Raw genomic sequence first — 25,674 nt, forward strand, 5'->3', positions numbered from 1 at the left:
ATGACTATAAAGGAAAAACAACAAGAATTGATAGAAGAGTTAGCTTTCTTAGATGATTGGGAGCAAAAATACGAGTATATTATAGATTTAGGCAAAGAGCTTAAAGGGCTTTCCGAAGATAAAAAGCAGGAAGAAAATTTGATAAAAGGTTGTCAGTCCAAAGTATGGTTAGATGCGTCTTTCAGAGATGGAAAGGTATCTTTTGAGGCAGACTCAGACGGTATTTTGCCTAAAGGGATTATAGCAATGCTACTTTCTGTGTATAGCGAGCATTCTCCTCAAGAAATCTTAGATTCCGATTTTGAATTTATTTCAGAGATAGGACTTCAAGAGTTTCTGTCACCTTCTCGTGCCAATGGTCTAGCCTCGATGATAAAACAAATTAAATTCTATGCCTTAGCATTCCAAGCCAAGGTCTAATAAAAAGAGATGACGATACTAGCTTACCGTTTTTCTGCCTTTGGAGATGTGGCGATGATAGTGCCTGTGCTTAGAGAATTTTTAGAACAAAATCCTCAGGTAGAGGTAATTATGGTCTCTCGTAAAAACTTCGGTGATTTATTCATCGGAATCGATAGGCTTAAATTTCACGGAGCAAATTTAGAAGAATATAAAGGTTTTTGGGGGTTAAAGCAGCTTCATAAAGAGCTGTTGAGTATTTACAAAATAGATGTTGTTGCTGATTTACATGATGTTATTAGGTCTAAAATTTTAAATATTTTTTCTAAGTTAAAAGGAATACCTGTATTTCAGATAGATAAAGGCAGGAAAGAAAAGAAACGGCTTATTGATGTTTGGAATGTAAATAAACGACCTTTAAAATTAACTACAGAACGTTACGCAGATGTTTTTAGAGCTATAGGATTTGAGGTTAAATTATCTCACCAGTATCGTACTCAAGTAGTTGATAAAAAGGGTGTTGGTTTTGCACCGTTTGCACAGCATCAAGGAAAAATACTTCCGTTAGAAAAATCTTTTGAGCTAGCAAAAATGATAGCAAAACAAAAGCCACTTTTCTTATTTGGAGGAGGAACAAAGGAAGTGGAAATTTTGAGCCAGTGGGAAAAGGAAATTCCAAATACAAAAAGCGTTGCAGGACAACTTTCATTAAAGGAAGAATTAGAGAAAATTGCAGGGTTAGAAGTGATGATTTCTATGGATTCTGCTAATATGCACTTAGCAAGTTTGGTGGGGACTCGTTGCATTTCGGTGTGGGCGGCTACACATCCTTTTGCAGGCTTTTTAGGGTATGGTCAAAAGGAAGAAGATGTTGTTCAAGTGAAAGACCTTACTTGTCGACCTTGTTCGATTTTTGGAGATAAAGCCTGTTATAGAGGTGATTGGGCTTGTTTGCAAGAAATAGATGTACAAAAAATTGTAGATAAAATTTAATGATATCTATCTGTATTCCCATCTATAATACTGAAGTTACTACGCTAGTAACCGATTTGAAATCCGAAATAAAAGAGAACTATCTAAATGCAGAAATCGTTTTAATAGACGATGCTTCTGATGAGCATTACAGAGAGCTAAATAAATCGTTGGAAACTGTTGTAGATACAATGGTCTGGCTTCCGAAAAATATGGGAAGAGCTAGAATAAGAAATTTGTTTTTGAAGTATGCTAAAGGGAAGTATTTGTTATTTTTAGATGGCGATGGCAAGGTTATATCTAATCAATTCATTCAGAATTATCAAAAACTCATTACTGAAAATAAAGATGCAAAAGTAGTCTATGGAGGAAGGTGTATTCAAAAAGAAGAGCCTTCAGTAGAGAGATATTTGAGATGGAAATTCGCTAATGAAAGAGAAAATTTGCCTTTATTTCAACGAAAAAAAAATAAACATTTGTCTTTTCAGACCAATAATTTTCTTATAGAAAGAGAGACTTTTTCACAATGTTTGTTTGATGAACAACTTGCAGGCTATGGTTACGAAGATTTAGTTTTTGCGAAAGATTTAAAGGGTAAAGGTGTGGATGTTTTCCATATAGATAATCCTATCCTAAGTATTGATTTAGAAACTAATGAAGTTTATCTAAAAAAAGTGGAAGACTCTATAAATAACCTTTGTTTTTTGTTGAAAAACTCTCCTAAAAAAGTAGAAGATATTAAACTTATCAAAGTGTACCATGTGGTAAAGAAACTAAAACTGAACTTCATTTTATCACGGCTTTTTTCATCTTTTTTTGGTAAAGAATTTCTTCAAAAAAAATTGCTTGGCGGAAAGGTTAGTCTCAGATATTTAGATATGTATAAACTGGGATTATTGTTAGAAAAAACAAATCCCTCCGTTTAAGAAGGGATTATTTATGAAGTTTAGGAGTTTAGTATTTCTTTCAGGCTTTCCAAATGTTCGTAAGCGGTAAGGTCAAATTTCACAGGAACTACAGAAATATAACCTTCGGCTAGAGCGTTTTCATCGGCATCTTTGTTGGTGTCCATATTATTAAAATAACCAGTAAGCCAATAATATTTTTTACCGTGAGGATTTACTCTTTCATCAAAACTTTCTTCCCATTTTGCATGAGCTTGTTTGCAAACTTTAATACCTTTTATATCCTCTTTTTTCAGATTGGGGATATTTACATTTAGTACCATACCTTTAGGCATAGGGTTTTCTAAGGATTTTCTAACGATGGCTTGGATAAATTCTTTAGCTTGGGAAAAATCGGCCTCCCAACTGAAATCTAAAAGTGAAAACCCAATAGCAGGAAGTCCCTCCACACCAGCCTCTACAGCAGCAGACATAGTCCCTGAATATATTACATTGATGGAAGAATTAGCTCCATGATTGATGCCCGAAACCACAAGGTCAGGTTTGCGAGTAAGTATCTTATCCAATGCGAATTTCACGCAGTCCACAGGAGTACCGCTAAGAGCGTAATCTTTCTGTGGTCCTTCCATGAAAATTTCTTCGTAGGTAAGGGTAGAGTTGATGGTGATGGCGTGTCCTTTTCCAGATTGAGGAGAGTTAGGTGCTACCACAACTACATCTCCAATTTCGTTCATAAAAGAAACAAGATTTCGTATGCCAGGAGCGGTAATTCCATCGTCATTGGTAACCAATATAAGAGGCTTTTTCATAATTTGTAACAAATTTTCACAAAAATAACCAAAAAAAATAGAGCAATGAAAAATAAGTATTAAATTTGGCATTCCTATTGCGTTTCAGTAGCGGAAAAAAGGGTTGTTTTAATTATTAAAATAAAGTATAGTTTTATGTTTAAAAAAATAAAAATTAATACACTATTATTATTTGTTCCACTTACCACTTTAATATTTTGCTTTAACTCACCTAAGAATGATGATGAGAAAATGCAGACTATTATGATGAGTGTTCGTAATACACTGTCTTACCTACATTATAGCCCAAAGCCTATCAATGATGCGTATTCGCAAGATGTTTACAATAAATATTTTGAAAAGATAGACCCATTTAAGCGTTACTTCCTGAAGTCTGATATGCAGGAGTTTGAAAAACATAAAACCAAATTAGACGACTATCTTAACCAAGGAGATTTAACTTTTTATAAACTTACTACCGACCGTCTTTACCAGCGTATGGAGGAGCTAGATGGCATTACACAAGAAATCTTTAGTAAGCCTATTGATTTGAACGAAGATGAGGTATTGGTTTTAGAACCAAAAGATAAAGAGTCTCCAGTTGATAAGGCAGATTTAACCAAGGAATGGAAGAAGTATATTAAATACAATATTCTACAAGAAATGGAAGTGATGAGCAATAGAGAGGAGCGAAGAAAAAAACTTAAAGACTCTCTTATTGCTAATAAACTGAAGGATACTGTAACACTAAAAATTCTTTCTCCAGAAGAGAAAAAAATAAAAGCGACTGAGGAGATTAAAGACTTGATGTCTAATATGTTCAAGAGATTCCAAAAGAGAAAAAAAATGGATTGGTTCTCTGTTTATATGAACGCTTATACAGAAGTTTTTGACCCGCATACCAACTATTATTCTCCTAAAGATAAAGAAGATTTTGATGTGCAGTTTAAAGGCTCGTTTATAGGGATAGGAGCGGTAATACAAGAGAAAAAAGGAGGAATATTCCTTGGTGCTCTTACCGTAGGTGCTCCTGCTTGGAAGTCTAAACAACTTACCGAAGGCGATAAACTTATTAAAGTAAAACCTTCTCCTAAAGAGGAAGCTATTAGCGTTAATGGTATGTTGGTGGACGAGGTAGTGAGATACATAAGGGGTAAAAAAGATACACCTGTTACGCTTACTGTAATGAAGAAAGACGGAACGATAAAAGATGTTACCCTTATTAGAGATGAGGTACAGATAGAAGACACATTTGCTAGAAGTTTAGTTATCAATACAGCTAAAGGCGAGAAAGTAGGTTATATTTATCTGCCTAGCTTTAATGCTGATTTTGGCGATGCTAAGGGAAGAAATGCTTCTGATGATGTAAAAGCCGAAATAACAAAACTTAAAAAAGAAGGTGTGGCTCGTCTTATTTTGGATTTGAGAAATAACGGTGGTGGCTCACTTTCCGAGGTGGTAGATATGATGGGATTATTTATGAACAATGGTCCTGTGGTACAAATAAAAGACGGAAACGGTAAGATAGAAGTCTATAAAAATAAAACAAACGCTCCTGTGTGGGACGGACCTTTGTTAATTATGCAAAACGAACTGTCAGCCTCTGCGTCTGAAATTTTAGCAGGAGCAATGAAGGCTTACGGTAGAGCAGTTATCTTTGGTTCGCCTAGTTCTTATGGAAAAGGGACGGTGCAAACTTTTGTGGATTTGAATAGATTTTTAAACACTTCTGATGATTTTGGGGCATTGAAACTTACTATACAAAAGTTTTATGGTATAGATGGGGCTTCTAATCAGCGTAAGGGGATTACTTCGGATATTAGCCTTAAAGACTTCTTCTCTTATGCAGAAATAGGCGAGCGTTATCAGGACTATGCTTTAGCTTGGGATAAAATAGGAACTACAGACTTTAAACCACTTAACCAGCTTAATATAGCAGCTTTAGTTAAACGAAGCCAAGAGAGAATGGCTAATAATAGTACCTATCAGCTTTTACAAGAGTCTGCTCAATGGAAAGAGAGCTTAGATAAGGAGAAATCTATTACCATCAATCAGGCTAAATTTAATGATTTGATGAAGAAAAGAAAACAGGAAATTGAGCGTTTTAAAGTATTAGATAAGTATAATAATGGGCTTAAATTCACCCTTCATAAAGAAGAACAAATGAGAGGAAAAACAGATACTACTTTTGCTCATAAAAGCGATATTTGGCTCAAAGGTTTAAAGAAAGACCTCTTCTTACAAGAAGGTGTTAATGTAGTTTTGGATATAAAGTAAAATAATTTAATTGATTTTTTTAAATGAGGGAGTATAGTAATTTTACTCCCTTATATTTTGTTAAAAGTACTAATTATATGCACGAGAATGTAAATCAAATTACAGATGATGTAAATCTTACGCTGAAACAAATCTTAGAATACCAAATTTTTTCCATTGGTAAATACAGTTTAAGTGTCTATCAGATAGTGGTGGCTCTTATCATTTTTATTATAGGTGCTTTGCTAGCTCGTATGATTAAAATGCTTATTTATAGAACAGATAGATTAGATTTAGGGAAAAAATTTGCATTTTCTCAGATACTAAAATATACGGTATTTATCGTTACATTTTTCATTGCAATGAAATCACTAGGTATCAATATTTCTCCTTTGCTAGTAGGGTCTGGAGCTATATTGGTAGGGATAGGTCTTGGGCTTCAAAATTTGGTTTTAGACTTTATTTCTGGGGTGATTATACTCGTGGATAGAACAATAAAGGTAGGTGATGTCATTGAAATAGATAATATAGTAGGAAGAGTAGAACAGATACACATGAGAACTACTTCTATTATTACGAGAGATAATAAAAACATGATTTTTCCTAATTCGGTACTTACAAAAGAAAAGCTAATAAACTTCTCTCATGCAGATGAAATTGTAAGATTTGATGTTGATATTAGAGTACATTATACTGCAGATGTAGACTTGGCGACGGAACTACTTGTTCAGTCAGCTATGGAAAATAGCTCTGTGCTGAAAGGAGAGCCTAATAAACCATTTGTTAGGCTAGAACACTTTGGAGAAAGTTCGTTAGAATTAAAGTTGTTTTATTTTTCTACTCAATTATTTAGAGCTCCACAAACCAAAAACGAAATAAGGAGGACTATCTTAGCCAAGTTTAGAGAGAATGGTATTAGAGTTCCGTATCCTATTAGAACAGTGGAATTTCCTAATGTATAGGAAAATAATATTATATACAATCTAATCAATCTATAAAAGACTTAAAACTAGGCTAATAAATAACTATTTAAGAAAATACTTACCTTTGCAAAAAATAACACACATATGATAAAAAAACTACTAAGTTTGACATTAGTCATACTTCCTTTGTTTATTCTAGCACAATTACAGAGTTTTACAATTAGCCTTACAGGGACACCTGAGACATGTCCTAATAATGGTACACTTTCTTGGACTACTAGTGGGGCTACTACCAATGCTACTTTGGTTTATAGTGTATATAACACCTCTAATCTGTCTACGCCTGTTGCTACTACTACTAGTTTAAGTGCTACAGGGCTTCCTACAGGTACTTATAGAGTGGTAGCTACTCAAACTTTAGGTACGCAGAGCAATCAAGCTACTAGTAGCAACTTTACGATTGCTAACCAGAAAAGAGCAATGACTTCAGTAACATCTACACTTGTTAGCAATGCAATCTGTGGTACGGATGGCTCATTTAGAGTAAGTGTTACGGGAGGGAGAGCTCCCTATCGTTACCAAATATTAGATTCTAATAATCAGGTGATTTCAGAATTTCAAGATAACTCAAACACTTATACTTTTACAGGGCTTGCAGCAGCTAAATATCGTTATCGTGTAGTGGATGATTGTGGTATAGGGTTAGTAGGAGAACGAGAGATTCTTAGTACCCCAAGTAATTTTACAGGAATACTCCTTACTGGTAGTTATGCGGCTGATTGTACTAAAATACAGTTAAATTTTATTGGTCTACATTGGATGTCTGTAGCTAAGTATCCATTAAACATAAAAATATCCTATACAAATCCAGATACAGGAGCTACTGAGGTGGTGGAGGGTACAAATACGGCTATGCCTAGTATCCCAAACTTTACTTCTTTAACGAGACTACCTTTAAGAATAGAGACAACAGATGCATGTGGAAGAACAGTTGTACAGAGTTTAAATTATGATTATTTACCTAGTTCTATTAATCTCTTTCAAACACCTACTATTTGTGGTGGGCAAAATCTTGAGTTTGTTAGAAACACAGGAGGTTTTTTTACTACTATTGGATCTTTTAGAATTAATTTTACTTCTGCTCCAACAGGCTTTGATCCGAGTGTTTATGATATAAATCATGGTAAGCTTGCTACTTCACATATCTATGGTTCTTCTACCCAACCACTGCCTGAAGGTAACTATACCTTTGAAATTATTGATGAGTGTGGTAGAATCCAAACTCGTTCTGCTACCATATCTTCTATATCTTGGAATTCAGCTACTACAATTAGTGTTTTAAGGCAGTGTAGTGATGATGTGAATTCAACTTTATATGGGTTAGCGAGCAATCGCTATACTTATGATTGGGTAAAAATTACTTCTGCTCCACAGACATTTATTGATAAATATGGGCCTTTACCATACACTGTGCCTGAATACAAATTTACGTCAGCAAAAGCAGCCTTTTATTTAAATGATATACCTCCTGGGGTTTATACTTTTGAGTTAGCCAATACTTGTAATGCAGATATTGCTACTCGCTCACTTACAGTACAAGAACAGACTCCAGTTACCCCTGCTCAGGTCTCGGTAGAGGTTGCTTGTGGTAGCCAATTTAGAGTTAGCCAATCTGTGTATTACCAAAGATATTATCCTGAATCTGGTAAATGGGGAAATTCTCCAACAAATTTACAAACTGATGGTTCTGGCAAGATGGCACCTCTTTTTTGGACAAGTATAAATACTTGGCAAAATGCTACACCAGGGCGGTATAGAATTGTATCTTATCCAATAAGATATTCAAGAGCACTTAACAACGGCTCTTTTCAGGAATACTATTGTGATCCTATAGTTATTAAAGAATTTGAGGTAGGAGCTACACTTACTTTTTCTAACGCCTATGCATTTGCCTGTGCCAATGGAACCTATGATGTAGCTTTAGCTGCAAGCGGTGGTACCGCTCCTTTAACTTACGCTATAGTGTCTTCGGAGGCTAATGATGCAATAGTGCTTAAAGATAACGGCACTAATCCTATATTTGAAGGGCTTGAGGGAGGTACTTATTTCTTCCGTGTGTATGATCAGTGTGGTAACTTCCAAACAAGAAAGCTGGACATTGCTAAGCTAGGTCGTCCAGGTATTCGTATGGCACCTGTATGTCCAACAAATGAGCTAAGTCTTGTAGTAGATGGTCTAGACTATCTAAAATACGAGTGGACAAAAGAAGGAGACCCGACTATTTTATCTACTACCAATGTGCTAAGCCTTGGAACATATACGGCAGATAAAGCAGGAGTTTACCATGTTCGTCTTAGTACTAACTCAGCTACGAGCTGTATCAATAGTACCTTGGATTTAAAACTTACAGTAGATGCACTTACATCAGCAAATGCAGGTTTAGGGCAAACCGTTAACCTGACTTATGATGAAGCTATGGGAACTAGCATTAACCTTTTTGATTATCTTCAAGGAAACTACGATGGTTTCGGAACGTGGACAGAAACTACCACACCATCAAGTAGTCTTTTGATAGGTAACCAGTGGAGAGTTAGTTCAGCACAATCAGGTACTTATAGTTTTAAGTATACAGTTACAGGAGCTTGTGGAGGAGCAACAGATACTGCAACAGTGATTATTAACTTGGCTAAAGTTTGTTACAAAAAGCCAGTTATAAGTGCGGCAGGGGATGCACTCCCTACTAAGGTGGGAATTACGTCTCTCTCTAGAGCAGGAGCAGATGCACAAGGAGAGAATTGGCCAATGGTAAGACAGGGCGGTTGGATCGCTTTAGAGTCAAATACTAAAGGGTTTGTAGTAAACAGAGTTCCTTTTGATGCTAGCGGTCTTCCTATTGGGATTCCAGCAACTAACTTTGTAGCAGGGATGATGGTTTATGATACCACAAATAACTGTTTAAAGGTTTATAACGGTAGTATTTGGAGTTGTTTTTCAACACAAACTTGCCCAGAGTAATTTTATAATATACAAATAGAAAAACAAATGAAAATTAAATTGTCAATATTTTTTATAGGCTTGTCCATGTTTGCATTTGGTCAAGTGGCATTGGGTAAGAGTGAAGTTTCTAACCCATCAGTATCCCTAGAGTTTGGGACGCAATATAGAGGTTTTATTTTACCTTATGTAACTTCATTGTCATCTGTGTCTGATGTAGTTCCAGGGACGGTTGTTATGGATGGTTCTGATGGGGTAGTGAAGTATGCACGTCCTAATGGAGATTGGCGAGCGTTAACATTTAACACCAAGCATACCTTTGAAGGAGTTACATTAGATACTACGGGTAAAGTGGATAGGAGTCTTCAGTCATCTAAGACAGATAAAACAGATGCCTCTGTAATTATAGGAGCTAATACTAGTGGTCAACCTTCAGGAATACTGGTATTGTCAGATAATAATAAGGCGATGATTTTACCTAAGATGGATTCTCCACATTTGAAAATTATCAACCCTGCTCCAGGAATGATGGCATACGACACAAAGATGAACCAGTTGGCGGTATTCAATGGTACTGTATGGACTTTTTGGAAAGATTAGAAATATGATAGTTAAGAAAAAGAGGGTGTCTCAAATTTTCAGACGCCCTCTTTTTGTTTAATATAGTTCAGTCTTTACCTTAGCTCTATAGGATTATTATTTTTTGTATTATTTTCTTTTTGTCTTTCCTCCATTCTTTTCCTTGCATTGGCGTCTATTTCTATTCTTACAGGACCACCGCTTCTATTAATGAAAGAGAGAGGGTCTTCTTTAAACCTTTGTTCTATTTTTTGATAATCTTTCTTTTTAACCTCTATTGGTGCTGAACGATAAGAGAAAGTGGTAGGAGTTGCTATCTTCTTACTTTCCTTAAGGTCAAAGCTATAATCTCCTTTGGTATCTTCTACCTTTACAATAAGACCAGGAAGACCAAAGAATTTATAAGGTCCATCGGGCATTGGGATTTCTGTGGTAAACCAAGCTATCCAAGTTCTGCCACCATAGGTAGTTTTTGCCTTTTGTGTTTCATAATTACCTATTTTAGCGGTCTCGGGTAAAATTTCCCAAGTAGTAGGGTTGTTTTCTGTATAGCTGTAAGTGTCGCCTCCAATACGATTTTTAAAGTTAATCTTCTGTGATGCATAATCTTTTTCTACAGAAAAGTTGATAGCGGTGCGGTAGTTATCCATAACTCCTCTATCAAAATTGAAATTTCTAGTTTCTCTCATTCTAGAAAATAGAGAGTCTCTTTGCATTCTTTTTTCGGAATAGAAGATGGATTTTTGAGCCTCAACATCTAGAAATACAGTTTCTGTCTTAGTTTGCGTTCTATTGGTAGAATCTGGCTTGAAACTCATTTCATAAACAAAACGAGTGGCTTGTGCTGCTAAAACCTGAGTGGCTAGTGCTAGAATTAAAAAGTAAAATCTCATAATGTGTAATTGTGATTTAAGTTTGTGCTATTTGATGAATTTCTTTTGCTCCTCCTCGGAAAGTAATAAACACTGCTTACCTGCAATATTCATTCTGTTTTTGGCAACGAGGTCATACATTTTATTCCTGATGAATGTAGGAACTACTTTGCCAATATTTAACAGACTAAACTTACCACTTAAAACACTACCTATTTTAATAACGGCATCAGACTTAGTAAGGTAAAACGCATTAGGTTTCCAAAGGTAAAGTGTCGAAAAGTTAGAGGTAGGCAGATTTCTGTCCTTCAAAAAGCTTTGTCCAAAAGAAGATTGTAGTGCCACAAACCGAAAGTTATCATTTTTATCATTCTTTAGTACCCATTGTACCCATCGGTTACAGACACCACAATCTCCGTCGTAAAAAAGGTAATATTTAGAAGAATCTAAATTCATGTAGATTTAATCTTCGTTTTCATCTCCATCTTCGTCTGCTGTAGCGTGAGAAGTTTGAGCATTGTTACCAATAGATTGTTTTAGGAAGCTTACTAACTCTTGTTTCTGACTATCAGATAGCTTTGCTTCAGGATGAGCCAATAAATAAGATTCTAGCGGCATACCTCCTTTTTCTATTTCTTCTATAGACTCTTCTATTTTTTCTGCTTGCTTTTCTGGGCTATAGGTTGCAAATGTAGAGAAGTTAAGGCGTTTTCTTCCGTCATCTATATGCTCTTTTACAAACCAAGCTACAGGTTGTATATTGGTGTACCAAGGGTATTTGGTTTCGTTAGAGTGGCAGTCATAACAAGCACTTTTAAGGATGTTTGCGGTAGACTCTGGCATTTTTTTGATTTGAGCAAAATCCATTCCTTTGTCTACAGGCGGATTGGTTTTATCTATTTGAAAGAATTGGAGAATTACTCCAGCGGCTAATAAAGCCAACGCTACTTTTTTCATTTTATAAGTTTTATAAGTTGAGGAAGTAAAGTTATAAAAAATATGCCGTAAAATGATTTTTATGAAAACTTTTTGTAAGTTTATCCCCAATAATTAGAATGATGATGAAAATATTAATTATTAATGGAGCAAACCTCAATCTTTTAGGAACTAGAGAACCAGATATTTACGGATATATTTCTATGGAAGAAGTGTTGGCTAATTTGAAAGAAAAATTTGTGAAATATAAAATTGATTATTTTCAATCCAATCTAGAAGGTGAAATCATCAATAGAATTCAGAATGAAGACTACGATGCTTTGGTGATTAACCCTGGGGCATTCACGCACTACTCTTATGCTATTGCCGATGCACTTAAAAATCTTAAGAAACCTAAAGTAGAAATACATATTAGTAATATTTACCAAAGAGAAGAGTTTAGGCAGAAGTCTGTTACAGCAGCTTATACAGATGGTATTCTATCAGGTTTTGGTATTAAAGGTTACCGGTTAGCAGTAGCTGCAGTCGTAGATTTGATGTAACTTACTTTAGTATTTCACCAAAAATATAGTAGGCTATTAGCTGAAATAGTGCTATGAAATAAATTTATATTAAATTTGCAAGAATTAAAAAATGTAAATTATGAGTTGTGGATGTGGAGCATCTGGAAACTCTACTCATACTTGTGGGACAAAATCAGCCTCAGGGTGTGCTAGTGTAGACACCTGCGGCAATAGTTATAAATTAAGTGTTTTTGATTGGCTTTCAAATATAAAGCCGCCAGCACCTTCCCAAAATGAATTTGTAGAGGTAAGATTTAAAAACGAAAGGAAATGCTTTTTTAGGAATGTTCATAACCTTCCGCTTAGTATAGGGAGTGTGGTAACGGTAGAAGCAAATCCAGGTCATGATGTAGGGGTTGTAAGCCTTACTGGCGAATTGGTAAAAATCCAAATGAAGAAGAAAAAGGCAAATTCTGAAGAATGTCTTAAGATATATAGAGTAGCCAATCAGAAGGATATAGATGCGTGGCAAGCTATTAGAAACAAAGAGGAAGAAGTAAAGTTAGAAGCAAGAAAAATAGCGAGAAACCTTAACCTACAAATGAAAATTTCTGATGTGGAATTTCAGGGTGATGGTACTAAAGCTACCTTTTACTATACTGCTGAAGGCAGAGTAGACTTTAGACAACTGATTAAGGAGTACGCCACAATGTTCCGTACTAAAATAGATATGAAGCAGATTGGCTACCGTCAAGAAGCTTCTAAAGTTGGAGGAATAGGTTCTTGCGGAAGAGAGCTTTGTTGTTCTACTTGGCTTACAGATTTTCGTTCGGTGAATACCAATGCGGCTCGTTATCAACAGTTGAGTATCAATCCTCAAAAGTTGGCTGGGCAATGTGGTAAGCTTAAATGTTGTCTCAATTTTGAGCTAGATAGCTACCTAGATGCCTTAGATGCATTTCCTTCTACTAATACTACCATCAATACCGAAAAAGGTAAAGCGTTTTGCATCAAAATAGATGTTTTCAAAAAGAAAATGTGGTTTGCTTATGTAGAAAACTCTATGATGTGGTATGATTTAGATGTAGATGAAGTGAAAAAACTTATTAAGCAGAATAAAGAAGGTAAACAAGCTCAGCCTTTAGAAGAACTTAAAAGTCAAACGCTTCCAAAAGAGGTGCAGAGTGTGGATCTTATTCAAGAAGATAGCATAGACAGGTTTGAGAAAAAAGATAATGCTAAGAGAAAAAATAGAAGGAGAAATAGTAATAATGAAGGAGGAAAATCTCAGAGCAATAATAAAAACCCTCAGAATAATCCAAATAAAGAGGTAGGAAGTAATGAGGCTAAGAAGCCTCGTCCAAAACATAAAAATAAAAGAAAACCTAACTCAAGAAATACAGATAATGATAAAGGTTAATGTTTTTTGGATAATGTTAGCGTTGTTCTCTTTAGCTTCTTGCTCGTCGTTTGGAGATGAAGAGGTTAAGATGAATGACCTTAATGGAGTGTGGTATAAAAATAACCCGCAAAAATTTGAGTTTGAAATAAAAGATGCTCAGAATCCTAAAAATATTATCTTTGTTATACGAAATAATAATGATTATCCTTTCAGTAACCTCTATCTCATTAGTAAGATAAGTAAAGCTAATAAGGTTTTAGGGAAGATAGATACCCTAAACTATATATTAGCAATGCCAAATGGAGAGTGGGTAGGCAGTGGTTTTGGTTCTACAAAGGAGGCATTATTTCAATATAAGGTTAATTATAAATTTCCTGAAAATGGAGTCTACAACATAGAGCTTAAACAAGCGATGAGAAAAGACACTCTAAAGGGAATAGAAGATATAGGGGTAACAATCCAATCACTAAAATAGAATTTAATTAAGATGACTTCTGATAAAAATCAAAAACAAACCTTTCCTCTTCCTCCTAAAAAGAAGAAGAATAACGGATATAAAAAATGGATTAAGCTAATATGGCTAGGTTTAGTGGGCTTTGTAGTAGGTGTAGCAGCTTTGTTTTTTGCAACCTCTCAAGGTCTTTTAGGAGAAATGCCAGATGTACAAGATTTGGAGAATCCTGATATTTATGTAGCTTCGGAGATTATCTCTTCAGATGGGGTAACTTTAGGTAAATTTGAAATGGAGAAAACAGATCCTATTACCTATAAAGACATGCCTCCTCATTTAATTTATGCTCTACAAGCTAAAGAAGATGAGAGATTTAAGGAGCATTCAGGGATAGATTTAAAGTCCATACTGAGGGCTATTCGTTTTGGAGGAGATAGGGGTGGAGGTTCTACCATTACCCAGCAGTTAGCGAAACTTTTATTTACTAAAAAAGCATCCACTAATAAGTTTAGAAGGGTTACTCAAAAACTTAAAGAATGGGTAGTGGCGGTAAGTCTTGAAAAGCGTTATACCAAAGAGGAAATCATTACGATGTACTTCAATAAGTTTGATTTTACATACAACGCTCATGGTATAGAAATGGCGTCAAAGATTTACTTTAATAAGAAAACTAAAGATTTAACACTTCCTGAAGCAGCTATGTTTGTAGCGATGTTGGAAGCACCTGTGGCTAATAATCCGCTTCGTAATGAGGAACGAGCTAAGAAGAGGAGAGATGTGGTACTTAAGCAGATGCTAGAAACAGGCTACATAGACCAAGCAACTTACGAAAAGGCAATAGCAGAGCCATTAGTGGTAAATTATACTCCAATTAAAAATATTACAGAAGGAAATTCTGCTTATTACAAATATTATCTTAGAAAAGAAATCGCTCAGTATCTAAAAGATTACGAGAAAAAGACAGGTAAGTCGGTTAACTTGTTTAGAGATGGACTCAAGATTTATGTAACATTAGATTCTAGAATGCAGAAGTATGCAGAGGAAGCCATTAAAGAGCATTTAACTCAACTACAAAAATCTTTTGATGCAGAGCAGAGAAGAAATCCTAGTCGACCGTTCTATAAGGTAAGTAAAGATCGTCAAAATAGAATTATGATGAGGGCGGTTAAGCGTACGGGGCGTTATCAGCAGCTTTTAGCATCTGGTATGCCAGAAGACTCTATTATTATGGAGTTTCATAAACCTACTAAACTAACGAGATTTACATGGGATGGAGAGGAAGAAGTTGAAATGTCTCCTTGGGATTCTATCCGTTATCATAAGCAAATTGCTCAGGCTGGATTAATGTCTATGGATCCGTCTACGGGAGATATTAAAGCTTGGGTAGGAGGTATAGATTGGCAACATTTTCAGTATGACCATGTAAGACAGGGTAAAAGACAGGTGGGGTCAACATTTAAACCATTTGTTTATGCTGCTGCTATTATGAATTTGGGAATGACGCCTTGTACACCTATTTCTAATGCAACATATACCAAGGGAAGCTGGAGAGTTTTAGGCTCTGGAGGTTCGCTTACACTTAGAGATGCTTTAGCTCATTCCAAAAACCCTGTGGCTGCAAGGCTTATAGAATCTGTAGGAGTAGATAATGTGATTCAGTTAGCTAGAGATTTAGGAGTTGAAAGTGATATTCCTAGAAACAATACAATTGCATTAGGTTCTTCTGAGATTACAATATACGAAATGCTCGGAGCTTACAGTACTTTTGCCAACTTTGGTAACTATGTGAAACCTGAGATGATATGGCGTATAGAGGACGCTAACGGTAGAGTAATAACAGAAGTAAAATCTGAGTTAAAAGAAATAATGAATGAGAAGTATGCTTATTCTATGATTGATTTGATGAAAGGTGTGTCTGCTTACGGTACGGCATCTGGAGAGTTAAGAAGAAAAGGCATTAGTGCAGGTGTTGAAATCGCCGCTAAAACAGGTACAACTAACGATAACTCAGATGGTTGGTTTATAGGTATGGTTCCTAAATTAGCCACAGGTGTTTGGGTTGGTTGGGAAGATAGAGATACCCACTTCTGGAGTACAGGTGAAGGGCAAGGTGCTAAAATGGCACTACCGATATGGGCTTTATTTATGAAGAAAGTTTGGGCGAATAAGAGCTTAAATATATCTCCAGAGGAAAAATTTGTAAAACCTTCGGACTGGACTAATGGTTGTGATGATCTTAGAGGTATGGGAGGTTATGGCGACGAAGGAGGTTTACAGACAATAGACCAGCTGAGAAATCCTAAACCGGTGGAGTCTAAACCTAAAGGCTCTTCTACAGGACGGGAAGAAAATATAAATGAAAAGCTGAATACTTCCGAGGAAATAGATTTTAATCAATAAGAACATCTTAAAAAAACGCTCCTTTTTAGGAGCGTTTTTTTATTGATTGCTATAACAATTTTACTTTACACAATATTATCATTAGAGTATTAAAAAAGTAAAAACCCGTTTTGAAGTTCATTCAAACGGGTTTTTATTTATTTGTTATTACCTTTTTTTAAAGGGCATCAGTACAGAAAATCATGTATCTCACAGGAGTGGCAGATTTAAAGTAACTTCTTATATTTCTTAAATCACTTGCAGCAGCTTCTTTAGTAAAATAACTACCTGCTAATACTTTGTAATTTGGTCTAAGAGAAGCATCTAGTTGTACTTTTATATATGGGAATCTTCTTCTAAAGTATTGAGCAACTTCGTCCGCTTCATCCTTACTTTTTACTACCACGAGTTGTATTTTGTAACCTAATATTCTAGGATTCTTTCTGCAAATTTCAGCGTTAGATAAATTTTTATTAACGTTTGTTGTGTTAGAAGAAACAGTATAGTCAGATTTCTCTGTTTTCTTCACCGTACCTTCTTTTGTAGCACATCCTTTTTCTAAATTATCTAGCAGAGAGCTAATGTTTTTATCAGTAGTAATACTAAGCTCTATGCCTTCTAGTGTATCTTTTTTTATAACGGTATTTTGTGCATTACAAAAAGAAAAGGCTAGAAAGAATAAAGCATAAAAATTTGAGTTTATTAATTTTTTCATTTGAAAGTGTTAAAAATATTCGGCAAAAATACTAAAAGTAAAAAATATACCAAGTGCCAAAATTTAAAAAGATGATCTAATAGTTTAGAATAATTATAAATTAGTTAAATATGATAATTTACACCCATTCTAGTCTGTTAAATTTGTGTTAATGTCTTATTTTTGCCCAACTGAATATAAAATTCATTTTTATTAATAACCCAAGATTATATAAATGATTAGTTGGAGAAAGCATTACAAAAAGGGATTGATAGCTATAGGATTATTGCTATCAACTAGTGCTTCTGTGTACTCACAGGATGCTGCAAGTGGCGACCCAAAGAATGGGGAAACGCTTTTTAAAACCAATTGTGCTGCCTGTCATGCGTTAGATAAACAAATGGTAGGTCCTGCTCTGGGAGGTGTAGTTGATAGACTTAAAACCGAACAAGGGTTAGGTACAGATTGGTTACATAAGTGGATAAAAGACAACAAGGCTCTCAGGACATCGGGAGACAAGTACGCTAATGAAGTCTTTGAAAAGTTCAACAAGACGGAAATGACTACATTTCCAGGGCTTTCAGAAAAAGATATTGATGATATCTTAGCGTATACAACCAATCCACCTGTTGCTGAGCAACCTGCTGCTGATGCGGCAACGGAGGCTAATAATCTAGATGCTATAAAGAAAGCTCAACAAGAGCGTAGTAATACTACTATTGTTTTAGTGTCATTATTGTTTATTGCGGCACTACTAGTTTGGTTATTGCTAAGACTTAGACAGTTGGTTAAACTTAGCCAAAGTGATGAGCTGTCAGAGCTTAACGCTACAAGAACCCAATCTTTTGGTGAACTTTATCAGAAGTATCACTATGTAGGTAAGGGTATTTTAGCAGTATTGGCTGTATTGGCGGTTTATGGTGTTTGGAACTGGCTGATGTGGGTAGGTGTTTATAAAGGGTATAAGCCTGAGCAGCCTATCTATTTCTCTCACAAAATTCATGCGGGTGAAAATAAGATAGACTGTCAGTTGTGTCACTCAAGTGCTAAGTATGGTAAGGTTTCAGAAATTCCATCACTTAATGTTTGTATGAACTGTCATAAGAACATTTCAGAATATAAAGGTAGCTACATTGAACCTGGTAAATCTAAAGAATTCTATACTGCTGAGATTAAAAAGATTTACGCTGCAGTAGGTTGGGATGAAACTACTCAGTCTTATACAGGTAAAACTCAACCTGTGGAATGGGTGAGAATTCACAATATGCCAGATTTTGTTTACTTTAATCACGCACAACACGTGGTAGCTGGAGAGGCGGCTATTAAAAAGGCTAAAAATGTAGATGTGGTTTGTAAGGCTTGTCACGGTGCTATAGATACTATGAATGTGGCTAAAATGGCAAATGATTTCACTATGGGATGGTGTATCGATTGTCATAGAAGTACAGAAGTAGATATGAATAACGATTACAACAAAGAGTATTTCAAAAACTTACATGATAAGTTGAAAAAACAGTACGGCGAAGGCACTAAAATTACAGTAGATGCTATCGGTGGACTAGAGTGTGGTAAATGTCATTATTAATAACAGAAAACTAGAAGTATCAAAATGGCTTCAAATAAAATACAATTCAGAAGTATTCACGAATTAAAAGACCCAACGCTTAATAATAAGTTGGCTCAGAAGGAGTTTCAGAACGAAATTCCAGTAGATGAGTTCTTGGGCAATGATGATAAGATGAATAATTCCGGAACGAGTAGAAGAGACTTTCTTAAGCTATTAGGATTCTCTACTGCTGCGGTTACTTTAGCTGCGTGTGAGTCTCCGGTAATTAAAACAATTCCTTATGTTGTAAAACCTCATAATATTATTCCAGGGGTGCCTAACTACTTTGCGTCTTCATTCTTTGATGGGTATGATTTTGCGAGTGTTTTGGTAAAAACAAGAGAAGGAAGACCTATTAAAATAGAACCAAATCCAGCAGCAGGTTCTTTGGGTAAAACTAACGCTAGAGTTCAGGCGGGATTGTTATCGCTATATGATAATGATAAATTAAAACAGCCAAAGCTAGACGGTAAAGATGAAACTTTTGATAAAGTAGATGATTTTGTTATCAAAGGACTGGAGGAAGCTAAGGCTTCAAACAAGAAAATTGTTTTATTATCTCACTCTTTTGCGAGTCCTACTTTTAAGAAGTTATTTGGAGATTTCAAAGCAAAATATCCTAACGCAGAGTTAGTAACATACGATGCTATACCTTACGCATCAGCTTTAGATGCAGCAGAAGAAGTTTTCGGACAAAGAGCATTACCTGTTTATGATTTGTCTCAGACTGAATTGGTAGTATCTTTCCAAGCAGACTTCTTAGGTGATTATAATGCAGGGTCTTTAGAAACTTCTTATGCGGCTGCTAGAAAACCGGGTGCTAATATGCTTCGTCATATTCAAGTGGAGTCTAACATGTCTCTTACTGGAGCTAACGCGGATACTAGGTTGAGAATGAAGCCTAGTGAAGTGTATAAAACATTGGTAGAGGTTTACAACGGGCTTAATGGTTCTACTTCTAACCAAGTAGCTACTAAGATTGTTGCAGAACTTAAGGCAAAAGGAAGCAAAGCGGTTGTATTTGCTGATGGTTCTAAAGCGGCTTATGTTTTAGCTCATTTAATTAATCAGAAATTAGCTTCTGTAGCGTTTACAGGAAAAGCTAATTATCTAAAAGAATATAACGCTCAGAGATTTAACGAGTTTATAACTTGGCTTAACTCTGGTCAGGTAGGAGTACTTATTTCTAATAATGTTAACCCTATCTATTCTCACAAAACAGGTGCTAAGCTTAAGGAAGCTATTAAGAAAGTACCTTATCATGTAGCTGTAACACAGAAGAAAGATGAGATGTATCAAGTAGCTAAAGCAGCTATTCCTGTTGCTAATTGGCTAGAGTCTTGGGGAGATATAATGCCTGAGACAGGAGCATACTCTTTAATGCAGCCTACAATTCAGAAAATTTATAAATCAAGACAGATAGAAGAGTCTTTATTGGTTTGGACTAATGGTAAAAATCATCCTACTAATAACTACTATGCTTATCTTAAGGCTAATGCCTCTACTATTTTAGGAGAGACTTCATTCAATAAAGGTTTATATAATGCATTTAATAGTGTTGCTGCAGGTAGTACTTTATCGTATGCAGGAGGTAATGCAGGTGGAGCAGTAGCAGAGCTATCACAATTCAAATCAAGTGATTTAGAATTGGTGCTTTATACAAAAACTTCTATGGGAGACGGTACTCAAGCCAATAACCCTTGGCTACAAGAGTTACCAGACCCTATTTCTAGATTATCGTGGGATAACTATTTAACAGTATCTCCTAAAGATGCGGAAAGACTAGGATTAGAAAACGAGCTTAACGGAAGAATGCAGTTAGACGGTTCCAAAGTTAATGTTACCGTTAATGGAGTTACTATAGAAAATGTACCCGTATTCATTCAACCAGGACAAGCAGATGGCTCTGTAGGGTTAGCTTTAGGATATGGTAAAAAAGATTCAGGAAAGGTAGCTGAAACAGGTGTTAATGCTTATCCTTTATTTGACGGATATAACTTGGCTGTTTCTAATGTTAAAATAGAGAAAGTTTCTGGTGGGCATGAGTTTGCTGGAATGCAGCTTCAAAACACTCTAATGGGTCGTTATGAAATTGCTAGAGAAGTTCCTTTAGACACATTCCTTAATGTTCCTTTTGATGACCACCTTAAAGGTTGGAATAAGCCTTTGGAATACCACACTATCAATGGTGCTTTACCAGCAGGTAAAATTACGCTTTGGGATGCTTATGATGATACAGATGGTCCACACTTTAATTTATCAGTAGACTTAAATGCTTGTACTGGTTGTGGAGCTTGTGTAATTGCGTGTCAGGCAGAAAATAATACACCAGTAGTTGGTAAAGAAGAGGTAAGAATGTCTAGAGATATGTACTGGTTGAGAATAGACCGTTACTACTCTGCAAAAGAGAAAATTGAGGTTAAAGAAGGTATAGACAGAGGTCTAGATGTTCCTAACCTTTATGATATTCTTATCCAGCCAAATGAAAGTCCAGATGTGATTTTCCAACCAGTGATGTGTCAGCATTGTAACCATGCACCTTGTGAAACGGTTTGTCCAGTAGCTGCGACTTCTCACGGTAAGCAAGGACAAAACCAAATGGCTTATAACAGATGTATTGGTACTAGATATTGTGCAAACAACTGTCCGTACAAAGTAAGAAGATTCAACTGGTTTACTTACAACTTGAACGATAAGTTTGACTTCAATATGAATAATGACTTAGGAAGAATGGTACTTAATCCAGATGTTGTAGTAAGAACTAGAGGGGTTATGGAGAAGTGTTCTATGTGTATCCAAATGACACAAAGTACAATTCTAGAAGCTAAGAAAGATGGCAGAAAAGTACAAGATGGAGAGTTCCAGACAGCTTGTTCTAAGGCTTGTTCTACAGGAGCAATGACTTTCGGTGATATGAATGATAAGTCTTCTAAAGTAAGAGAGTTATTCAAAGATGAAAGAAGATACTTCTTACTAGAGGAGATAGGAACTAAACCGAATGTATTCTATCATACTAAAGTTAGAAATAGAAAAGAAGAAGAAAATAAAATTTAATTATAAATAGGTAAAAAATGTCAGGACATTACGAAGCTCCAATTAGGGAACCTTTAATTATAGGGCATAAGACTTATCACGATATTACAGAAGATATCGTAAAGCCTATAGAAGAAAGAGCAGGTAAGTTATGGTGGGCGTCTTTATACGCAGCCTTAGTGTTATTCATTTATGGGTTTGGCTGTATAGCTTATACCATTGGTACTGGTATCGGTGCTTGGGGACTCAATAGAACTATCAACTGGGGTTGGGATATTACCAATTTCGTATGGTGGGTAGGTATTGGGCACGCAGGTACACTTATATCAGCTGTACTCTTGCTATTTAGACAAAGATGGAGAATGTCTGTAAACCGTTCCGCTGAAGCGATGACTATCTTTGCGGTAGTTCAGGCAGCTATTTTCCCAGTAATACACATGGGTAGAGTTTGGGTTGGTTATTGGGTATTCCCGTTACCTAACCAGTTTGGTTCTCTTTGGACAAACTTTAACTCTCCTCTACTTTGGGACGTATTTGCTATCTCTACCTATTTCTCTGTATCAGTAGTATTCTGGTTTATGGGACTTATTCCTGACTTTGCAATGATTAGAGATAGAGCTAAAACACCATTTACTAAGAAGATATATACAATATTAGCTTTTGGTTGGGGTGGTAAAGCTAAGCACTGGCAAAGATTTGAAGAACTATCACTTGTGTTAGCAGGTTTGGCAACACCTTTGGTATTCTCGGTACACACTACGGTATCTTTTGACTTTGCTACTTCGGTAATTAAAGGTTGGCACTCTACTATTTATCCTCCTTACTTCGTAGCAGGAGCTATCTTCTCAGGGTTTGCAATGGTACAAACACTATTATTAGTAGCTAGAAAAGTATGCCACTTAGAGGAGTACATCACAATGTATCATATCGAGATAATGAACATCGTTATCATCGTAACAGGTGGTATGGTAACTGTGGCTTATGCAGCAGAGTATTTTATCGCTTGGTATTCTGGAAGTCGTTACGAAGACTTTGCATACTTAACGCCAGGAGCAGCTACTGGACCTTATTGGTGGGCGTTTTGGGCACTAATTATATGTAACTTAGTGATTCCTGCATTATTCTGGTTCAAGAGAGTAAGAACTAATATTTTTGCAACATTTATTATTGCATTAGTAATTAACATAGGTATGTGGTTTGAGCGTTTTGATATCATTGTTATTAACCTTTCTAGAGACTATCTACCTGGTTCTTGGACAATGTTTAAACCAACCATTATTGATGTGGGCGTTTATTTAGGAACTATCGGGTTCTTCTCTGTGTTGTTCTTATTATACGCTAGAACATTCCCTGTAATTGCACAGGCTGAATTGAAGAGTATTTTGAAAATTTCAGGTGAAACTTATAAAGCAAAAGAAGGAGATGAGCACCACTAAAAGAATATACGGACTTTACGGCGATGATGATGATTTAATGCACGGCGTAAAGGCTTTCAGAGAAAGAGGTATTGAAATAGAGGAGGTTTATACCCCTTTTCCAGTACACGGTTTAGATAAGGCACTAGGTTTAAAGAAAACTAGAATTTCAGATGCTGCATTCATCTACGCAGTTTATGGTGTGATGATAGGAGCTCTTACAACATGGTATACTATGAACCATGATTGGCCTCAAAACATAGGTGGTAAGCCAGCTTTTGACTGGGCTCATAACATGCCAGCTTTTGTGGTACCAATGTTTGAGTTAATGGTATTTTGTTCGGCTCACCTAATGTCTCTTACTTTCTTATTTAGAAATAAGATGTACCCAGGAGCTAAGCCACAAAATCCAGATTCAAGGACGACAGATGATAAGTTTATGATGGAGTTTGTGTCTTCTGATGTAGAGACTATTAAACAACTTCTTATAGATACAGGAGTAGAAGAAATAACTGTAAAAGATGCTTAAAATGAAGAAAAATATTTTTAAATTATCAGGTATCTTTGGTGTGTTAGCAATAGTTTTGAATTCTTGCGGACCTAAAGAAAATCCACCGTTGGTGTATTTCCCAGATATGTATTTCCCAGTGGCTTATGATCCGCTAATGAAAGCAGCAGATCCTTATTCTAAGCATGAGAATGAAATTCCTGCTTTTGTTAAGAATAACGGTGCTACGGCTTTAGCAACAGTAGAGGGAACTGTATCTCAAAATCCAGAAGGTTTAGCAGAAAGCACCCCTGGGGCTGCAATGACGGCAGATGAGTATAATGCAGGATATGATGCATCAAAAGCAATAGTAGAGTCTCCATTAAATCCAGCAAATAAAGCTAAAGATTTAGCAAGAGGGAAGCATTTATATGAAATAACTTGTGCTGCTTGTCATGGTACAGCAGGAGATGGTCAAGGACCAATAGTTCAATCTGGAGCTTACTTGGGAGTGCCTAAGTATGCAGATAGACAAATTACAGTAGGATCTGTTCACTATGTATTAACTTATGGTAGAAATGCTATGGGGTCTTATGCAGGGCAGCTAAAGCCAGGTGATAGATGGAGAGTTTCTATGTATGTAATGGATGCATTTAAAGGAGCAGCATTGCCTGCACCTGCAGAAGCATCTGCAGATCAAACAAAAAACAATACTAAATAATAAAACTAAAGAAAATGTATAGTTTTTCACCAAAATTAAGATTATATTCTATCGTATTCATCATTTTGGGATTGGTGCTTTTCGGTGCAGGGTATTTTATGAATCATGGGATAGATGAGGCTAAAATAGAGCATATGATGGAAGCAGTACATGCTTCAGGTCACCATAATCCTACTCATTCTAGTGAGCTTGTAGGTCCTCAGGATCATGCAGCTCATTTAGAACACGCAAAAATGCAAGTGCACAATCAGCCTTTAGCAGCTATTCACTCTGTGGCGGTTTTCTTCTTCGGACTTAGTTGCTGTGTAATGTTTTTCTACTCAGTTCAGCATGCGGCTCATGCAGGGTGGTCTATTATCATTACTAGAGTAATGGAGGCTATTGGAGCTTACATTCCTTACGGTGGGGCGATTCTTATCATTATAATGATTTTAAATGTAACTCATAATGGGCATCTTTTCCACTGGATGGATTCTGAACTTACAGATCCAAACAGTCCTCATTTTGATGTTATTTTATACGAAAAGAAGAAGTTTTTGAATATTCCTTTCTATGTTGTAAGAAATATTATATATGTACTTGGAGCTTCTTTCTTCGCTTGGAAACTTAGATCTATGTCTAAGAAAGTAGATGAGACTAAATCTTTAAGAGACTACCAAATGCTTTATAGATGGAGTGTAGGTTATATTGCTTTCTTCGGATTTGCTTCTGCATTATGGGCGTGGGATTGGTTAATGTCTATAGATCCTCACTGGTACTCTACTATGTATATTTGGTATTCTATGGTGAGTTGTTTAGCAAGTGCTATAGCTGCTATTATCCTAGTAAGTGTTTACCTTAAGAAGAAAGGCTTCTTGCCTCAGTTTAATGATAATCATTTACATGATTTAGGTAAGTATCTTTTCGCTACAAGTATGCTATGGACTTATACTTGGTTTGCACAGTTTATGCTTTATTGGTATGCAAATGTACCTGAAGAAGTAAATTATTTCTTTGGAAGATTTGAGTACTATGCACCGACTTTCTTGCCAATGTTAATCCTTAACTTCTTAATACCTTTATTAGTAATGGTAAGTAGTAGTATTAAGAGAAATTATAAAGTGGTAACTACTATGGCGGTGGTTGTAATTATTGGTCACATTGTGGATTACTTCAATATGGTAATGCCAGGAACAGTAGGTCCTCACTGGAATAACTTTACAGTTCTATTGCTAGTTTTAGGTTCTGTTTTGTTTGTAGTAGGTTTATTCGTATTCGTAACTATGACGCAACTATCTAAGATGAAACTTATTCCTAAGGGAAACCCTTACTTACACGAATCTGAAATTTATGAATATCCTTTCTAATTAGAAAAGGACT

22 protein-coding genes are annotated in these 25,674 nt (G+C 35.8%); 17 read left to right on the top strand and 5 right to left on the bottom strand.

Annotated elements, in window-relative coordinates; all coding sequences use genetic code 11:
• From GXW81_RS01645 to GXW81_RS01655, 3 genes are read left to right on the top strand one after another with little or no spacing between them, the layout of a single operon-like run.
• On the top strand, positions 1 to 420 hold the full coding sequence (locus GXW81_RS01645) for a SufE family protein (RefSeq protein ID WP_161530917.1): 420 nt from the start codon (positions 1 to 3) through the stop codon (positions 418 to 420).
• A gap of 9 nt (positions 421 to 429) precedes the next feature.
• On the top strand, positions 430 to 1,392 hold the full coding sequence (locus GXW81_RS01650; RefSeq protein ID WP_161530918.1) for a glycosyltransferase family 9 protein: 963 nt from the start codon (positions 430 to 432) through the stop codon (positions 1,390 to 1,392).
• The gene (locus GXW81_RS01655; RefSeq protein WP_161530919.1) at positions 1,392 to 2,297 is read left to right on the top strand and encodes a glycosyltransferase family 2 protein; all 906 of its coding nucleotides are present in this window, start codon (positions 1,392 to 1,394) and stop codon (positions 2,295 to 2,297) included. Before GXW81_RS01650 ends, GXW81_RS01655 begins: the two co-directional genes overlap by 1 nt.
• A 20-nt stretch (positions 2,298 to 2,317) precedes the next feature.
• Here GXW81_RS01655 and surE read toward each other — a convergent pair whose 3' ends face one another.
• Complete coding sequence (gene surE, locus GXW81_RS01660) at positions 2,318 to 3,085, bottom strand: 5'/3'-nucleotidase SurE (RefSeq protein ID WP_161530920.1); 768 nt, start codon at positions 3,083 to 3,085, stop codon at positions 2,318 to 2,320.
• 135 nt (positions 3,086 to 3,220) lie between these two features.
• Here surE and GXW81_RS01665 point away from each other — a divergent pair, with 135 nt between their 5' ends.
• From GXW81_RS01665 to GXW81_RS01680, 4 genes are all read left to right on the top strand, one after another.
• Positions 3,221 to 5,341, top strand: a complete 2,121-nt coding sequence (locus GXW81_RS01665) for a carboxy terminal-processing peptidase (RefSeq protein WP_161530921.1) — start codon at positions 3,221 to 3,223, stop codon at positions 5,339 to 5,341.
• Positions 5,342 to 5,418: 77 nt separating this feature from the next.
• Positions 5,419 to 6,282 carry a mechanosensitive ion channel family protein gene (locus GXW81_RS01670; RefSeq protein WP_161530922.1) on the top strand — a complete coding sequence of 288 codons (864 nt, stop codon included), beginning with the start codon at positions 5,419 to 5,421 and terminating at the stop codon, positions 6,280 to 6,282.
• Positions 6,283 to 6,387: 105 nt separating this feature from the next.
• Entirely contained in the window at positions 6,388 to 9,258 is a 2,871-nt protein-coding gene (locus GXW81_RS01675; RefSeq protein WP_161530923.1) for a hypothetical protein, read from the top strand.
• A gap of 27 nt (positions 9,259 to 9,285) precedes the next feature.
• Entirely contained in the window at positions 9,286 to 9,837 is a 552-nt protein-coding gene (locus GXW81_RS01680; RefSeq protein WP_161530924.1) for a hypothetical protein, read from the top strand.
• 74 nt (positions 9,838 to 9,911) lie between these two features.
• Here the strand turns inward: GXW81_RS01680 and GXW81_RS01685 are convergent, their stop codons facing one another.
• The 3 genes from GXW81_RS01685 to GXW81_RS01695 are packed head-to-tail and all read right to left on the bottom strand — an operon-like array spanning position 9,912 to position 11,645.
• Positions 9,912 to 10,709, bottom strand: a complete 798-nt coding sequence (locus tag GXW81_RS01685) for a GLPGLI family protein (RefSeq protein ID WP_161530925.1) — start codon at positions 10,707 to 10,709, stop codon at positions 9,912 to 9,914.
• 27 nt (positions 10,710 to 10,736) lie between these two features.
• Positions 10,737 to 11,144: a thiol-disulfide oxidoreductase DCC family protein gene (locus GXW81_RS01690; protein ID WP_161530926.1), complete on the bottom strand. Its 408-nt coding sequence runs from the start codon at positions 11,142 to 11,144 to the stop codon at positions 10,737 to 10,739.
• A gap of 6 nt (positions 11,145 to 11,150) precedes the next feature.
• Positions 11,151 to 11,645 (bottom strand): heme-binding domain-containing protein, encoded by a 495-nt coding sequence (locus GXW81_RS01695; RefSeq protein ID WP_161530927.1) that lies wholly within the window; start codon positions 11,643 to 11,645, stop codon positions 11,151 to 11,153.
• 104 nt (positions 11,646 to 11,749) lie between these two features.
• On the opposite strand from GXW81_RS01695, the gene aroQ reads away from it, so the two are divergent.
• The 4 genes from aroQ (at position 11,750) to GXW81_RS01715 (ending at position 16,380) form a co-directional block, all read left to right on the top strand.
• A complete protein-coding gene (gene aroQ, locus GXW81_RS01700) occupies positions 11,750 to 12,166 on the top strand; it encodes a type II 3-dehydroquinate dehydratase (protein WP_161531020.1) in 417 nt (138 codons plus the stop codon).
• A gap of 100 nt (positions 12,167 to 12,266) precedes the next feature.
• Entirely contained in the window at positions 12,267 to 13,547 is a 1,281-nt protein-coding gene (locus GXW81_RS01705) for a regulatory iron-sulfur-containing complex subunit RicT (RefSeq protein WP_161530928.1), read from the top strand.
• Positions 13,534 to 14,004 (top strand): gliding motility lipoprotein GldH, encoded by a 471-nt coding sequence (locus tag GXW81_RS01710; protein WP_161530929.1) that lies wholly within the window; start codon positions 13,534 to 13,536, stop codon positions 14,002 to 14,004. The genes GXW81_RS01705 and GXW81_RS01710 overlap by 14 nt, the downstream gene beginning before the upstream one ends.
• A 12-nt stretch (positions 14,005 to 14,016) precedes the next feature.
• Positions 14,017 to 16,380, top strand: coding sequence for a penicillin-binding protein 1A (locus GXW81_RS01715; RefSeq protein WP_161530930.1), 2,364 nt, complete (start codon positions 14,017 to 14,019; stop codon positions 16,378 to 16,380).
• A gap of 157 nt (positions 16,381 to 16,537) precedes the next feature.
• Here the strand turns inward: GXW81_RS01715 and GXW81_RS01720 are convergent, their stop codons facing one another.
• The gene (locus GXW81_RS01720; RefSeq protein ID WP_154137407.1) at positions 16,538 to 17,074 is read right to left on the bottom strand and encodes an SPOR domain-containing protein; all 537 of its coding nucleotides are present in this window, start codon (positions 17,072 to 17,074) and stop codon (positions 16,538 to 16,540) included.
• A 214-nt stretch (positions 17,075 to 17,288) separates the two neighbouring features.
• Between GXW81_RS01720 and GXW81_RS01725 the strand changes: the two genes are divergently transcribed.
• From GXW81_RS01725 to GXW81_RS01750, 6 genes are read left to right on the top strand one after another with little or no spacing between them, the layout of a single operon-like run.
• Positions 17,289 to 18,638, top strand: a complete 1,350-nt coding sequence (locus GXW81_RS01725; RefSeq protein ID WP_154137408.1) for a c-type cytochrome — start codon at positions 17,289 to 17,291, stop codon at positions 18,636 to 18,638.
• A gap of 24 nt (positions 18,639 to 18,662) precedes the next feature.
• Positions 18,663 to 21,713 (top strand): TAT-variant-translocated molybdopterin oxidoreductase, encoded by a 3,051-nt coding sequence (locus tag GXW81_RS01730; protein ID WP_161530931.1) that lies wholly within the window; start codon positions 18,663 to 18,665, stop codon positions 21,711 to 21,713.
• A 17-nt stretch (positions 21,714 to 21,730) separates the two neighbouring features.
• A complete protein-coding gene (nrfD, locus tag GXW81_RS01735; protein ID WP_004916117.1) occupies positions 21,731 to 23,128 on the top strand; it encodes an NrfD/PsrC family molybdoenzyme membrane anchor subunit in 1,398 nt (465 codons plus the stop codon).
• Positions 23,115 to 23,636 (top strand): DUF3341 domain-containing protein, encoded by a 522-nt coding sequence (locus tag GXW81_RS01740; protein ID WP_161530932.1) that lies wholly within the window; start codon positions 23,115 to 23,117, stop codon positions 23,634 to 23,636. Before nrfD ends, GXW81_RS01740 begins: the two co-directional genes overlap by 14 nt.
• The gene (locus GXW81_RS01745; protein ID WP_161530933.1) at positions 23,629 to 24,315 is read left to right on the top strand and encodes a cytochrome c; all 687 of its coding nucleotides are present in this window, start codon (positions 23,629 to 23,631) and stop codon (positions 24,313 to 24,315) included. The genes GXW81_RS01740 and GXW81_RS01745 overlap by 8 nt, the downstream gene beginning before the upstream one ends.
• Before the next feature lie 14 nt (positions 24,316 to 24,329).
• Entirely contained in the window at positions 24,330 to 25,661 is a 1,332-nt protein-coding gene (locus tag GXW81_RS01750) for a quinol:cytochrome C oxidoreductase (protein ID WP_161530934.1), read from the top strand.
• The last annotated feature ends 13 nt before the right edge of the window (positions 25,662 to 25,674 follow it).

The sequence above is a fragment of the Riemerella anatipestifer genome (genome assembly GCF_009932355.1).
GTDB classification, from domain to species: Bacteria; Bacteroidota; Bacteroidia; order Flavobacteriales; family Weeksellaceae; genus Riemerella; species Riemerella anatipestifer_E.